This is a genomic window from Burkholderia sp. AcTa6-5 (genome assembly GCF_017815075.1).
GTDB classification, from domain to species: domain Bacteria; phylum Pseudomonadota; class Gammaproteobacteria; order Burkholderiales; family Burkholderiaceae; genus Burkholderia; species Burkholderia sola.
In genome coordinates, this window is record NZ_JAGIQE010000009.1 from 155,865 (window position 1) to 168,468 (window position 12,604).

Genomic DNA, 12,604 nt, shown 5'->3' on the forward strand with positions numbered 1-12,604 from the left:
TCACCAGTTGCGGAACCGGGCCGGCGGCGCATAAAGCCCGCCCGACCAGTGCACGAGATCCTTGATCGACCGCGCGGCGAGCCAGCGGCGGTCGGCGTCGAGCGGATCGATGCCGAGATCCTCCGGGCGGCGGATCACGCCGCGCTCGCGCAGCCGCTCCACCATCTTCCGGTCGCGGCCGCGGCCGACGTCCGTATAGCCGGCCACGCCGCGGATCGCGTGCTCGCGTTCGTCCTTGTCGCGGCACATCAGCAGGTTCGCGATGCCCTCCTCGGTGACGATGTGCGTGACGTCGTCGCCGTAGACCATGATCGGCGCGAGGTCGAGCTGCAGCTTGTCCGCGAGCTTCAGCGCATCGAGCTTCTCGACGAACATCGGCACGTTCTTGTCGCCGAACGTCTCGCCGATCTGCACGACCAGCTTGCGCCCGCGCCGCAGCGCCGCCGGCGTGTCGGGATCGGCCTCCGCGCCCGCCTTCAACCACGGTTCGCTCGGATGGCGCCGGCCGCGCGCGTCGCTGCCCATGTTCGGCGCGCCGCCGAAACCGGCGATCCGCTCGGCGGTGACCGTCGACGAATGGCCGGACAGGTCGATCTGCAGCGTCGAGCCGATGAACATGTCGCACGCATAGAGCCCGGCCGTCTGGCAGAACGCGCGGTTCGAGCGCAGCGACCCGTCGGGGCCCGTGAACCATACGTCGGAGCGCGCGCGGATGTAGTCGTCCATCCCGACTTCGGAGCCGAAGCAGTGGATCTGCTCGACCCAGCCCGATTCGATCGCGGGAATCAGCGTCGGATGCGGATTGAGCGCCCAGTGCGTGCAGACCTTGCCCTTCAGCCCGAGCTTCGCGCCGTAGGTGGGTAGCAGGAGCTCGATCGCGGCCGTGTTGAAGCCGATCCCGTGGTTCAGGCGCTTGATCCCATACGGCTCGTAGATGCCCTTGATCGCGAGCATCGCGGTAAGGATCTGCGTCTCGGTGATCGCGGCCGGATCGCGCGTGAACAGCGGCTCGACGTAGAACGGCCGGCCGGCCTCGACGACGAAATGCACGCGATCGCCCGGGATGTCGACGCGCGGCACCTTGTCGACGATGCGGTCGACCTGCGCGATCACGATGCCGTCCTTGAACGCGGTGGCTTCGACGACGGTCGGCGTGTCCTCGGTGTTCGGGCCCGTGTACAGGTTGCCGTCGGCGTCGGCGCTCACGGCCGCGATCAGCGCGACCTGCGGCGTGAGGTCGATGAAGTAGCGGGCGAACAGTTCGAGATAGGTATGCACCGCGCCGAGCGCGATCTTGCCGCCGAACAGCAGCTTCGCGATGCGCTGCGACTGCGGGCCCGAATACGCGAAGTCGAGACGCGTCGCGATGCCGCGCTCGAACACGTCGAGATGCTCGGGCAGCACGACGCCCGACTGCACCATGTGCAGGTCGTGGATCTTCGCGCTGTCGACGTCGGCGAGCGCCGTCGCGAGCAGGTCGGCCTGTTTCTGGTTGTCGCCTTCGAGGCAAACGCGGTCGCCTGGCCGCAGCACCGCTTCGAGCAACGCGACGGTGTCGCGCGCATCGACCCGCTTGCCCTGCGCGTACGCCGCGCCGGCCGCGACGCGTGCATCGCGCGCTTGCCGCGCGTGATTCCATCCGGTCATGAACAGTTCTCCGCTTCGAGGGTTCAGCGGCATTCTAAGCCTGGCGCCGCTGCCGATTGATGATGTTGCAGAATGCGACTCAGAGGACGCCGCGATGGATGCGGCCCGCGCGCGGGCCGCGTCGCATCGCCCTACGCGCCGACCAGCGCGCGCGTCGTGAAGAACAGCAGCGACGGCCCGAGCAGGCAGCCGACGCCGGTATGGAACGTCGCGACCAGCGCGCCGTACGGCACGAGCCGGCGGTCGGTCGCGGCAAGGCCCGCGCTCACGCCGCTGACGGTGCCCGCGAGCCCGCCGAAGATCATCGCCGAGCGCGGCGTCTTCAGTCCCATGAAGTTGGCCGCGACCGGCGTGCCGACCATCACGATGATCGCCTTCACGAGCCCCGTCGCGATGCTGAGCGCGATCACGTCGGAGCTCGCACCGATCGCCGCGCCCGTGACGGGCCCGACGATGTAGGTGACGGCGCCCGCCCCGATCGTCGTCATGCTGACCGCATCGGTATAGCCGAACGCGCGCGCGACGCACGCGCCGACGATGAACGGCAGCACGGTGCCGAGCAGCAGCGACACGACGCCGACGAGCCCGGCCTTGCGCGCCTCGGTCGGCTGCACTTCGAACGCGGTCGCGACGATCGCGAAATCGCGCAGCATCGCGCCGCCCATCAGGCCGATGCCGGCGAACAGCTTGACGTCGGCCAGCCCCTTCTCGCCACCGGTGAACGCGCCGCCGACGTAGGCGAGCACGAGGCCGATCACGATCGCGATCGCCGAGCCGTGCACGCGGCCGAACGTGAGCTTGCGCGACGCGATCGAAGACAGCCACATGATCAGGCCGACCAGCGCGAACGACGCGACGAGCCCGTTGTGGGCGACGGTTTTTTCGAGCATCTGCAGCATGGCGGCCTCCGTTATTGTTCTTCGAATTGCGGCACGCCCGCGAAGGCCGTGTCGTCGCGGCCCGTGCGCGCGAGTACCGCGATGCAGCATGCGCAGATCGCGACCGCGCCGACCGCGGCCAGCAGCGCGACCGGCCCGCCCTTCAGTGCGGCGACGACGTTCTGGTTCGCGGCCATCGCGACGACGACCGGGATGTACATCGCGCCCCAGAAACCGACGCCCGCCTCGGTCTCCTTCGGCAGCCAGCCTCGCCGGTGCAGCCACAGGCGCAGGCAGATCAGCAGCAGCATCGCGATGCCGACGCCGCCGACGTTGGTTTTCACGCCGATCGCGCTGCCGAGCAGGTCGCCGAGGAACAGTCCGGCCAGGTGGCAGAACGCCAGCAGCGCGGTTCCGTAGATGATCATGAGTCGTCTCCAGTCTCTTCGTGACGGGCGCCTGACGCGTGCGGGAGCCAGGCCCGCACGCCGATCCCGGGCGGACTGTCTGTCTCCTGCGGCGGGGCGCCGCGGCCCGGCGGCTCGTCGTGCGAGCGCGTTCTCGGGGGTCGATGGGATGATGCGGGTTCGGGCCGGACGCCGGATGGCTTAGACTGATTGGTGCAGCCGGCGGCGCGACACGGGCTACGCGTCCGATGCCCCCCGTTCGCGGAGGCCGCACTGGCGCGTGATCCGATACTAGCGCCGCAAAATCCGGCCATTTATGAAGTTGTCGAAACCGATTCAGTGGATTTAGCAATGCGTCCGTTACCGCCCGAATTGCTGCGCAGCTTCGTCGCCGTCGCCCAGTCCGGCAGCTTCACCGCCGCGTCCGAGCGCGTGAACCTGTCGCAGTCGACTGTCAGCCAGCATATCCGCCGGCTCGAGGAGCTGCTCGACCGGCCGCTGTTCGAGCGCGACACGCGCAACGTGCACCTGTCGCAGCACGGCGACGCGCTGTTCCGCTACGCGGTGCGCATCCTCGAACTGATGGACGAGGCCGTCACGTCGGTCTGCGGGCCGCCGCTGTCGGGCAAGGTGCGGCTCGCAATGTCGGAGGATTTCGCGTCGGCGCACCTGACGGCCGCGCTCGCGAGCTTCGTGCAGCGCAATCCGGATGTCGAGCTCGCGATCTCGACGGGGCTGTCGGGCGACCTGTTCGATGCGCTCGACGAAGGCCGCCACGATCTGGTGTTCGCGAAGCGCGTCGCGGGCAGCCGGCGCGGCCGCGTGATCCGCAGCGAACCGCTGTACTGGTGCACCGGCCCCGATTCGCGGATCACCGGCCACGAGACCGTGCTGCCGCTCGCGCTGCATCCGGAGCCGAGCGTGTCGCGCCGCCGCGTGCTCGAATCGCTCGAGGCCGTCGGGCGGCCGTACCGGATCGCCGTCGTGAGCAGCAGCATCGCGGTGCTGCGGGCGGCCGCGAGCGCGGGGCTCGGCGTCAGCGCGTTCGCCGGCTACGTGATTCCGGCCGGGCTCGCGCGGCTCGATGCGGGGCTGCCGGAACTCGGCGAACTCGAATACGTGATCGATCGCCCGGCGGCCGCGTCGCGCTCGACGCTCGCGCTCGAAGCCACGCTGATCACGGCGGCGGCCGAGTTGTAACGGCACGGCGGGCACCGCACGCGGGCGCGGTCGCATCCAGCGGCACCTGACAGGTTTGCCCGGAACGCGTCATCGTCCGCGCAGCACCCGCTCGCGACAATGGGCCCCATCCGAACGCACCGCGCATCGCCGCGCGCGTCCGGCACCCCGTCCCCTTGATCGGAGCCCGCCATGAAGAACGTCCTGCGATTCGCCGTCGCGACCGCTGCAGCCGCCTTGCTGTCCCCCGCCTTTGCCCAGACCGACGCGTCGGCCCCCGCACAACAAGGCCTGACACGCGCGGAAGTCATCGACCAGCTCAAGCAGGCCTATCTCGACGGCGAACTGCCGACCAACGACGGCAACTACCCGCCGAACGCCGCGACCCGTGCGCGCAACCGCGAACTCGTGCAGGCCGTGAGCCCCACGTGGCTGGCTCACACGCCGCCCGCCAGCCAGGCGATGTCGCAGCAATGACCGGCGCCGCCACTGCGCCGGCGCGACCGGATGAGGATCAGGGCAGGAAGCTGCGGCGCCGCGCGTCGATCAGCTCGACGAGCAACCGGTCGCGCTCCGCCGCCAGTTCCTGCATCGAGCGCTCGCCCTGGATCGCGCGCAGCTCGTCGGTCAGCTTGCGATCGACTTCCGGATCGAACGACGGCGTGCCGAGGTCGTCCCACCAGCTCGTGATCGGCCCCGACAGGTGTTCGAGGAAATGCGCGATCCCGCCCGCGCCGCCGCCAAGGTGATAGGTCAGACACTGCCCCATTAGCCCCCAGCGCAGGCCGGGGCCCCACGCGACGGCCTTGTCCGCATCGGCGACGCTCACGACGCCTTCGCCGACGAGGTGATACACCTCGCGGAACAGCGCGGCCGCGAGCCGGTTGGCGACGTGGCCGGTCATCTCCTTGTTCAGCACGATCGTCTGCTTGCCGAGCGCATCGTAGAACTGCTTCACGCGCGCGATCACGTCCTGGCCGGTCGCGTCGCCGCCGACCAGCTCGACGAGCGGAATCAGGTGCGGCGGATTGAACGGATGCGCAATCAGGCAGCGCTCCGGATGCTTCGCGCACGCGGTCTGGATCTCGGACATCTTCAGGCCCGACGAGCTCGATGCGATCGGCACGTGCGCGGGCAGCACGTCGTCCATCTGGCGGTAAAGCGCGCGCTTCAGGTCGAGCCGCTCGGGGCCGTTCTCCTGCACGAAGTCGACGCCGTCCAGCGCGCGCACGAGATCGGCGTCGAACGACAGCCGCGCGGAAAGTTCGGCGGCCCGCTCGCCGAGGAAGGCGGCGAGCGCGTCGCGCAGCCGCGCGTCGGCTTGCGGCGCCGGGTCGGTCGCGACGACGTCGAAGCCTTGCGTCAGGTAGAAAGCGGCCCAGCTCGCGCCGATCACGCCGGCGCCGACGATCGCGATACGTCGAATGTCCATGGTTGTCCCGTGTGGTTGGTCTGCGGATATGTCGCGGCGATTGTCGCATCGAATCCCCTGCGCACGCGTCGACGCCGATTGCAAATTCCCTCTTGAAATGCGCGGCGGCGGCCACTAATTAAGCGTCGTCGGGCAGTGCCGCATGCAACGCACCGCCCCCGTTATCGACCCCGTGGAGCCACCCGTCGCGCCCGCCGCAGGCGTCGCGCCGTCACGTCTCCCGCGTTCCCTGTTCAGGAGGACCAACATGAGCGGTATCCATCACGGCTACGACTTGTTCGACGAATTCGCCCGCGTGCAGCGGCAGATGGCGAGCCTGCTCGGCGAACGGCCGTCCGGCATCCGTGCGGGGCGCGCCGGCGCGTTTCCCGCGCTCAACGTCGGCGCCACCGACGATGCGATCGAGATCGTCGCGTTCGCACCCGGCATGGCCGCGGCCGACTTCGACGTGTCGATCGACAAGGACCTGCTGACGATCAGCGGCGAGCGCAAACCGGCGCCGCGCACCGAAGGCGACGACGTGCGCACGTATGCGCAGGAGCGCTTTCACGGCGCGTTCCGCCGCGTGGTCGAACTGCCGCGCGACGCGGACCCCGAGCAGGTCAGCGCCCGCTACGAGAACGGCTGCCTGCTGATTCGCGTCGGTCGGCGCGAAGCATCGAAGCCGCGTGCGATCACCATTCAGTAATCTTCAGGATACCGACATGAACACGAACCCGACCCTGGCCGAACGCCACCCGAGTACCGTTCACGCTGCCGCCGCCGAAGCCGCGCGCCGGCCCGCGATCACCCCGTCCGTCGACATCGTCGAGGACGCGCGCGGCGTCATGCTGCGGGCCGACCTGCCCGGCGTGCCGCGCGAGAACCTCGACGTGAAGGTGCACGACACGACGCTGACGATCGAAGCCGCGACGCAACTCGACACGCCGGTCGACCTGCGCGTGCGACACGCGGAAGTGCGCACGACGCGCTATGCACGGTCGTTCGTGCTGAGCGCCGATCTCGACACGTCGCGAATCGACGCGAACCTGCGCGACGGCGTGCTGACGCTGACGATCCCGCGCCGCGAGGAAACGCGCCCGCGCCGCATCGACGTGACGGCCGGCAATGCGTAAGGGTCGACGCGTGTGCTGACGCGACGCGCATGAAAATGCCCCGCTCCGGCGTGATGCCGGGCGGGGCTTTTTTTGCATCGGGCCGTGCGCGCTCAAACGCACGGACTTCAGCTTCAATCGAAATCGAACAGGTCGAACACCGACTTCTTGCGGCGCCGGCCGTCGTGCCGGTATCGATCGTCGTGCGAGCGGCCGTCGCGGCCCCAGCCGTCGTCGCGCTCGCGCGGCGCGTGCGCGTCGTGCTGCGCCGGCGCGGCGTCGCGGCGAGCCGGCGCGTCGCCGGTCTCGCGTGCGATCAGCTTGTCGAGCTCGCCGCGATCGAGCCACACGCCGCGGCAGGTCGGACAGTAGTCGATCTCGATCGACTGGCGCTCGGCCATCAGCAGGTCGGGCGTCTTGCAGACAGGACATTTCATCGCGTTTCTCCTTTCCGTGCGAATTTCATCCGAATTCCGTACGAGGCGCGCGAACCGACCGCCGCGGCGGCCGGCATCCCGCGCGCCGGCTCAGTCGCGCGCCACGTGCGCCGCACGCTTCGCCTTCGCGCGCCGCGCCAGCATGTTCATGCCCTCGACGAACGCCGAGAACGCCATCGCCGCATAGATGTACCCCTTCGGCACGTGCGAACCGAACCCTTCGGCGATCAGCGTCATGCCGATCACGACCAGGAACGACAGCGCGAGCATCACGATCGTCGGGTTGCGGTCGATGAAACGCGCGAGCGGCTGCGCGGCGAACAGCATCACGCTCACGGCGACGATCACGGCGACGAACATGATCGGAACGTGCTCGGTCATGCCGATCGCGGTCACGATGCTGTCGATCGAGAACACGATGTCGAGCATCACGATCTGGCCGATCGCGGCCCACATCGTCAGGCCGGCCGCGCCGGCGGCGCCGCCCGCGCCGCCACCGTCGTGCGACACGTGGTGATGGATCTCGGTGGTCGCCTTCCACACGAGGAACAGGCCGCCCGACAGCAGGATCATGTCGCGCCACGAAAACGCATGATCGAACAGCGTGAACACGGGTTCGGTCAGGCTCGCGATCCACGCGACGCTACCGAGCAGCGCGAGGCGCATCACCAGCGCGAGCGCGATGCCGAGGCGCTGCGTGCGGGCGCGCTGCGCTTCGGGCAGCTTGTTGCTGAGGATGGAGATGAAGATCAGGTTGTCGATGCCGAGCACGACTTCCATCACGACGAGCGTCAGGAGCGCGGCCCAGACGGCGGGGTCGGTGGCAAGCGTCAGCAGGTAGTCCATGGGATGGGCCGATACGAAAGTGGAAAGCCCGATGATATGCCGCCCCGTACTTCGGAAAAATCAGCGAGAATCTGACTTTGAGTTCGGTTTTTTCGATATATCGCGCGCCGATGCTGAATTTTCGCCATCTGTACTATTTCTGGGTCGTCGTGAAGGAAGGCGGCTTCGCGCGCGCGGCCGGCCGGCTGGACATGGCCGTGCAGACGATCAGCGCGCAGGTGCGCGAGCTGGAGAAAGCGCTCGGCCACCAGTTGCTGCGCCCGGCCGGGCGCGGCGTCGCGATGACCGACGCCGGGCAGGCCGCCTTTGCGCGCGCGGAAATCATCTTCGAGATGGGCCGGCTGATCCCCGACGACGTGCGCGCGGCGGCCAGCCAGCCGACCGTGCGGCTCGCGGTCGGCCTCGCGGACGGCATCTCCAAGCTCGCCGCGCACGCAATCCTGGCCCCGGTGCTCGACACGCCCACGCTGCGGCTGCTGTGCCACGAAGGCGAGCACGACGCGCTGCTCGCGGAACTCGCGCTGCATCAGCTGGATCTCGTGCTGGCCGGCCAGGGTGCGCCGTCCGGGTCGAACCTGCGCGTGACGAGCGAGCGGCTCGTCGCGTCGCCGGTCGACTGGTACGGGCCCGCGGCGCTCGTCACGCCGGCCGCGCGGCAGCGCTTTCCGCACTGCCTGGCCGAGCTGCCGGTGCTGCTGCCGACTGCGCATTCGGCATTGCGCGCGCGTCTCGACCTGTGGCTGGAAAGCGCGCGGATCGTGCCGCGCGTGGCCGGCGAGTTCGAGGACAGCGCGCTGATGGCCGTGTTCGCGGCGCGCGGCCTCGGCGTGTTTCCGCTGAGCGAACTGGGCGCGAACGATGCGTCGCTGCTGCGCGGGCTCAGGCGGCTCGGGCGCGCGGGCGACGTGACCGAGGAGATCCACGCGATCCGCTCGCGGCGCGGCGAACATCATCCGCTGACGGCGCAATTGCTGGCCGCGGCGCGCGGCGCGCCGGCCGACTGAAGCGAGCGCGACACCAAACGAAACTATAATGTCGCCCCGGCCATACGAGATGTGCGCCGCATCAATCCGGGCACTCCCCTTGCGCCGCCTCTCGCCGAGCCTTCTGAAAGACGCCATGCACAACCGATTTCGCCTGTTTTCCGTTTCGTGCGCGCTCGCGGCCGCGACCGTGCTGGCGGCATGCTCGTCGCCGCCCAAGCCGATCTACCAGCAGGAACAGTTCGACGCGACCAGCAGCCCGTATGCGCATACGTTCCACTCGAAATCCGACGCGGCCTGCGAGGCCGCCCGGCGCGCGCTGCTGAGCCAGGGCTACGTGGTGTCGTCGTCGCGCAACGACGCGGTCGACGGCAGCAAGAATTTCCAGCCGAGCAACGACATGCACGTCGTGATCGAGTTTCACGTCGTGTGCGCGGACGCGACGGCGGACGGCGCGTCGAGCATCGCGTACGTGAACGCGGTGCAGGACCGCTATACGCTGAAGAAATCGAATACGTCGGCCAGCGTGGGCTTGAGCGTGTTCGGCTCGCTGTCGCTGCCGATCGGGTCCAGCGACGACGCGCTCGTCAAGACCGCGAGCGAGACGATTCCCGCCGGCGTGTTCTATGAACGCTTCTTCACGCTCGTCGACCATTTCCTGAAGATCGACCCGGCGCGCCGCGACCGCGCGACCGTGAAGGCCGCGGAGAAGGAGCCCGTCGCGCCGCTGCCCGAGCCCGCGCCGACGCCGCAGGGCGAACCGATGAAGATGACGACGCCGGTCGTGCCGACGCCGCCCGCGGCGCCGGTGCCGCTGTCGGCGACGGGTGTCGCGCCGGGGTCGGGCGCGAATGCCGTGCCGGCCGCGGCATCGGCCGTCGCGGCGCCGACGGCGGCGTCCGGGCCGGTGCCGGCTTCGGGGGCGGCACCCGCGGCCGCTTCTGCGCCTGCGCCTGCGCCTGCTTCGGCTGCCGGCCCGGCGCCTGCATCGACCCCGGCTCCCGCTTCGTCTGCTGCGCCAGCTTCGGCGCCTAAGCCGGTTTCCGGTCCGGCAACCGCGCCGGCACCTTCGTCGACCTCCGGTTCGACGGCCGCGCCGGTTTCCCCGCCCCTGGCTCTGTCGGAGCCGGCAACAGCCGCGGCCACCGCTACGCCGTCGTCGTCCTCGGCCGCGCCTTCGTCAGCGGCATCCACGCCCGCATCGGCATCGGCGCCGTCAAGCGCATCGCCTGCGCCGGTTACCGCCAACCCCGTCGCATCGTCCACGCCGTCCGGCGCGAGCGCACCCATCGCGAATTGATCGCGCTCCCGTATCGTCGCGCCCGGCCGCATGCGGCGCGGCGCGACGACTCGCCCCCCTTCCGCAACGTTCCTGAAGTCGTTTCCGCCCATCCGGCCGTGCGCCGACCGCGCATGGTCGCGCGGGATTGACGGTAAGGCAACGTGGACGCGTGGCGGTTCGCCATGCACGCGCCAGACCCGCCGTCACCGCGCGCGACAATCGCAAGCAATCCGCCGTCTCGCGAGTGCGCTGCTCACCCGCGCACTCGCCTACCGCAACGTCGCGCGCAGCGTCTGCAGATCCTCGGCGGTCGTGGCCACCCCGCCGCAGACGATCACGGCGATGTCCGCGGCCGACGCGAGCACCCGCACCGGCCGCTCCAGCGCGGCCAGCGCCGCGCCGCACGCGGGCTCGACGACGATCCTGTGTTCGTCGAGAAACCGCAGCGACGCCGCCACCGCGTCGGCGTCGGACACGACGACCGGATGGATCGCGTGGCGTGTCGCCCATTCGACCGCCGCGTCGCACGGCCGCTTCGCGCCGAGCGTCGTCGCGATGCTCGAGATGGCCGCCAGTTCGACCGGACGCCCCTGCGCGACCGAGCGCGCATAGCAGTCGGCGCCTTCCGTCTCGGCCGCGACGACCGGCACGTCGTGCCAGCCGTTGCGCGCCAGCCCTTCCAGCACGCCGCACAGCAGACCGCCGCCGCCCACAGCAAGCACGACCGCGTCGGGCTTCGGGCCGGCCGCCGCCATCTCGTCGATCATCGTCGCGTGGCCTTGCCACAGCACGCGATCGTCGAACGGATGCACGAACGCGTCGTGCGCGTCGAGCGCCGACTGCGCGAACGCGTTCGCCTCGGCCCAGCTCGCGCCGTGCACGACGAGTTCCGCGCCTTCGACGCGGATCAACTCGCGCGCCCGCGCCGACGTGCTTTCCGGCACGACGACGCGCACCGGCACGCCGAGCTCGCGGCCGCAGTACGCGACCGCGATGCCCGCGTTGCCGCCCGACGACGACACGAATCGCCGCGCACCGGCGGCGTGCCGCGCCTCGCAGACGGCGCCGATGCCGCGCAGCTTGAACGAACCCGACGGCTGCAGCGCCTCGAGCTTCAGCCGGATGGTCGTACCGAGCCGGCGGGATGCGATCGGCGAGCGGATATAAGGAGTCGGGATATGAAGCGGCATGGGACGGAACGCAATGAGGACGGAGGACACGCACACGACGCGCAACGACGCGCATTCGGCAATGACGGTCATCGTACGGCAGGCCCGCCATGCTTTCCAATACCATCGAATGGCGTTTGCTATGCTTCACAGGCATATCCACACATCAGACCCGACACCGCATGCGCCAGATCGAACTGCGTCACCTGCGCTACTTCGTCGCCGTCGCCCAGGCCGGCAGCGTGATGGCCGGCGCCCGTGCGGCCGGCATCGTCCAACCCGCGCTGTCGCGACAGATCCGCGAACTCGAGGACGCGATCGGCACGCCGCTGCTGATTCGTCGCGCGACGGGCGTCACGCTCACGGCGGCCGGCACGAGCTTCCTGCACGATGCGACCGGCCTGCTCGCGATGCTGCAGGACAGCCGCGAGCGCGCGCTGCGCAGCGCGGCCGGCCAGCTCGGCGAACTGCGGCTCGGCGCGCTGCCGAACTGCCTGCCGCTGCCGGTGGTCGCGAACGTCCTCAAGGCGTTTCGCGATGCGTGCCCGGACGTGAAACTGTCGATCGCGCCGATGCTGTCGGCCGAACAGGCGAGCGCGCTGATGCGCGGCCAGCTCGACGCCGGGATCATGGCGTGGCGTCGCGAGGAAGCGCCGCACCTGACGGGCGTGCGGCTGCTGAGCGACCGCTTCGTGCTCGCGATGCCCGCGCCGCCGGGCGGCCGCTTCGTCGCGCCGCGCACGCTGGCCGACGTCGCGAACGAGCCGTTCGTCTGGTTCGATGCGCAGCGCTCCGCCGCGCACCACCGGTTCCTGATGACGCAGTGCGAGCAGGCCGGCTTCACGCCGCGCATCGCGCAGGTCGGCAGCGACATCCCGACGCTGATCGGCCTCGTCGCGGCCGGCATGGGCTGCGCGTTCGTGCCGGAAAGCGCGTCGCCGACCTGCCCGCGCACGGTCCGGCTCGTCGCGCTCGACGCGCTCGCGAGCCGCTTCGACATCGAGTTCGTGTTCGACGGCGCGGCGGCGGCCCCGTCGCCCGTCGTCGCGCGGTTTCTCGCGGCGGTCCGCGACGCGGCCGGCGAACCGGGCTGAACGTACGCCGGATGCCTCGCCGCGCGATCGGGCGATGCAACTTGCAGCGCCGGCCGCTGGACGGAATCGCCCTCCGCGATCTCGCCGTTTTCGCCGTTTTCGCTGTTTTTGAGCACTGAACGACGCCGCCGTGCCACCGAAAAATCTTTCAGAACG

The 12,604-nt window shown here is 69.9% G+C and carries 14 protein-coding genes; 7 read left to right on the forward strand and 7 right to left on the reverse strand.

Annotated features, from left to right (window positions below; genetic code table 11):
* The 3 genes from mdcA to madL all read right to left on the reverse strand — a co-directional run bounded on the left by mdcA (window position 1) and on the right by madL (window position 2,953).
* Window positions 1-1,647, reverse strand: coding sequence for a malonate decarboxylase subunit alpha (mdcA, locus tag J8I33_RS14710; protein WP_175975328.1), 1,647 nt, complete (start codon window positions 1,645-1,647; stop codon window positions 1-3).
* Between the two features lie 131 nt (window positions 1,648-1,778).
* Window positions 1,779-2,546 (reverse strand): malonate transporter subunit MadM, encoded by a 768-nt coding sequence (madM, locus tag J8I33_RS14715; protein WP_027808885.1) that lies wholly within the window; start codon window positions 2,544-2,546, stop codon window positions 1,779-1,781.
* A gap of 11 nt (window positions 2,547-2,557) precedes the next feature.
* Window positions 2,558-2,953 carry a malonate transporter subunit MadL gene (gene madL / locus J8I33_RS14720; protein ID WP_006485307.1) on the reverse strand — a complete coding sequence of 132 codons (396 nt, stop codon included), beginning with the start codon at window positions 2,951-2,953 and terminating at the stop codon, window positions 2,558-2,560.
* 330 nt (window positions 2,954-3,283) lie between these two features.
* Here madL and J8I33_RS14725 point away from each other — a divergent pair, with 330 nt between their 5' ends.
* Both J8I33_RS14725 and J8I33_RS14730 read left to right on the forward strand, forming a co-directional pair.
* Entirely contained in the window at window positions 3,284-4,132 is an 849-nt protein-coding gene (locus J8I33_RS14725) for a LysR substrate-binding domain-containing protein (RefSeq protein WP_209937370.1), read from the forward strand.
* A gap of 171 nt (window positions 4,133-4,303) precedes the next feature.
* A complete protein-coding gene (locus J8I33_RS14730; RefSeq protein WP_124557386.1) occupies window positions 4,304-4,588 on the forward strand; it encodes a DUF4148 domain-containing protein in 285 nt (94 codons plus the stop codon).
* A gap of 37 nt (window positions 4,589-4,625) precedes the next feature.
* On the opposite strand, the gene J8I33_RS14735 is transcribed toward J8I33_RS14730, so the two are convergent.
* Complete coding sequence (locus J8I33_RS14735; RefSeq protein WP_124557385.1) at window positions 4,626-5,543, reverse strand: 3-hydroxyacyl-CoA dehydrogenase NAD-binding domain-containing protein; 918 nt, start codon at window positions 5,541-5,543, stop codon at window positions 4,626-4,628.
* A 247-nt stretch (window positions 5,544-5,790) separates the two neighbouring features.
* Here J8I33_RS14735 and J8I33_RS14740 point away from each other — a divergent pair, with 247 nt between their 5' ends.
* Window positions 5,791-6,231, forward strand: coding sequence for an Hsp20/alpha crystallin family protein (locus tag J8I33_RS14740; protein WP_124557384.1), 441 nt, complete (start codon window positions 5,791-5,793; stop codon window positions 6,229-6,231).
* 16 nt (window positions 6,232-6,247) lie between these two features.
* Window positions 6,248-6,658, forward strand: coding sequence for an Hsp20/alpha crystallin family protein (locus tag J8I33_RS14745; RefSeq protein WP_209937377.1), 411 nt, complete (start codon window positions 6,248-6,250; stop codon window positions 6,656-6,658).
* 113 nt (window positions 6,659-6,771) lie between these two features.
* Here J8I33_RS14745 and J8I33_RS14750 read toward each other — a convergent pair whose 3' ends face one another.
* Window positions 6,772-7,074 (reverse strand): zf-TFIIB domain-containing protein, encoded by a 303-nt coding sequence (locus J8I33_RS14750; RefSeq protein ID WP_124557382.1) that lies wholly within the window; start codon window positions 7,072-7,074, stop codon window positions 6,772-6,774.
* A gap of 90 nt (window positions 7,075-7,164) precedes the next feature.
* The gene (locus tag J8I33_RS14755) at window positions 7,165-7,920 is read right to left on the reverse strand and encodes a TerC family protein (RefSeq protein ID WP_050015161.1); all 756 of its coding nucleotides are present in this window, start codon (window positions 7,918-7,920) and stop codon (window positions 7,165-7,167) included.
* Between the two features lie 110 nt (window positions 7,921-8,030).
* Here J8I33_RS14755 and J8I33_RS14760 point away from each other — a divergent pair, with 110 nt between their 5' ends.
* Both J8I33_RS14760 and J8I33_RS14765 read left to right on the forward strand, forming a co-directional pair.
* A complete protein-coding gene (locus J8I33_RS14760; RefSeq protein ID WP_124629994.1) occupies window positions 8,031-8,924 on the forward strand; it encodes a LysR family transcriptional regulator in 894 nt (297 codons plus the stop codon).
* Window positions 8,925-9,039: 115 nt separating this feature from the next.
* Window positions 9,040-10,203: a DUF2242 domain-containing protein gene (locus J8I33_RS14765; RefSeq protein WP_209937383.1), complete on the forward strand. Its 1,164-nt coding sequence runs from the start codon at window positions 9,040-9,042 to the stop codon at window positions 10,201-10,203.
* Between the two features lie 251 nt (window positions 10,204-10,454).
* Here the strand turns inward: J8I33_RS14765 and J8I33_RS14770 are convergent, their stop codons facing one another.
* Window positions 10,455-11,375 carry a pyridoxal-phosphate dependent enzyme gene (locus J8I33_RS14770; protein WP_089488628.1) on the reverse strand — a complete coding sequence of 307 codons (921 nt, stop codon included), beginning with the start codon at window positions 11,373-11,375 and terminating at the stop codon, window positions 10,455-10,457.
* A 161-nt stretch (window positions 11,376-11,536) separates the two neighbouring features.
* Here J8I33_RS14770 and J8I33_RS14775 point away from each other — a divergent pair, with 161 nt between their 5' ends.
* Window positions 11,537-12,448, forward strand: coding sequence for a LysR family transcriptional regulator (locus J8I33_RS14775; protein ID WP_050015155.1), 912 nt, complete (start codon window positions 11,537-11,539; stop codon window positions 12,446-12,448).
* Window positions 12,449-12,604 lie beyond the last annotated feature (156 nt).

Coding starts and splice junctions, on each gene's coding strand:
- mdcA (WP_175975328.1), bottom strand. CDS start 1,647: ATGACCGGATGGAATCACGCGCGGCAAGCGCGCGATGCACGCGTCGCG.
- J8I33_RS14770 (WP_089488628.1), bottom strand. CDS start 11,375: ATGCCGCTTCATATCCCGACTCCTTATATCCGCTCGCCGATCGCATCC.
- J8I33_RS14750 (WP_124557382.1), bottom strand. CDS start 7,074: ATGAAATGTCCTGTCTGCAAGACGCCCGACCTGCTGATGGCCGAGCGC.
- J8I33_RS14735 (WP_124557385.1), bottom strand. CDS start 5,543: ATGGACATTCGACGTATCGCGATCGTCGGCGCCGGCGTGATCGGCGCG.
- J8I33_RS14725 (WP_209937370.1), top strand. CDS start 3,284: ATGCGTCCGTTACCGCCCGAATTGCTGCGCAGCTTCGTCGCCGTCGCC.
- J8I33_RS14760 (WP_124629994.1), top strand. CDS start 8,031: ATGCTGAATTTTCGCCATCTGTACTATTTCTGGGTCGTCGTGAAGGAA.
- J8I33_RS14740 (WP_124557384.1), top strand. CDS start 5,791: ATGAGCGGTATCCATCACGGCTACGACTTGTTCGACGAATTCGCCCGC.
- J8I33_RS14730 (WP_124557386.1), top strand. CDS start 4,304: ATGAAGAACGTCCTGCGATTCGCCGTCGCGACCGCTGCAGCCGCCTTG.
- madL (WP_006485307.1), bottom strand. CDS start 2,953: ATGATCATCTACGGAACCGCGCTGCTGGCGTTCTGCCACCTGGCCGGA.
- J8I33_RS14775 (WP_050015155.1), top strand. CDS start 11,537: ATGCGCCAGATCGAACTGCGTCACCTGCGCTACTTCGTCGCCGTCGCC.
- J8I33_RS14745 (WP_209937377.1), top strand. CDS start 6,248: ATGAACACGAACCCGACCCTGGCCGAACGCCACCCGAGTACCGTTCAC.
- madM (WP_027808885.1), bottom strand. CDS start 2,546: ATGCTGCAGATGCTCGAAAAAACCGTCGCCCACAACGGGCTCGTCGCG.
- J8I33_RS14765 (WP_209937383.1), top strand. CDS start 9,040: ATGCACAACCGATTTCGCCTGTTTTCCGTTTCGTGCGCGCTCGCGGCC.
- J8I33_RS14755 (WP_050015161.1), bottom strand. CDS start 7,920: ATGGACTACCTGCTGACGCTTGCCACCGACCCCGCCGTCTGGGCCGCG.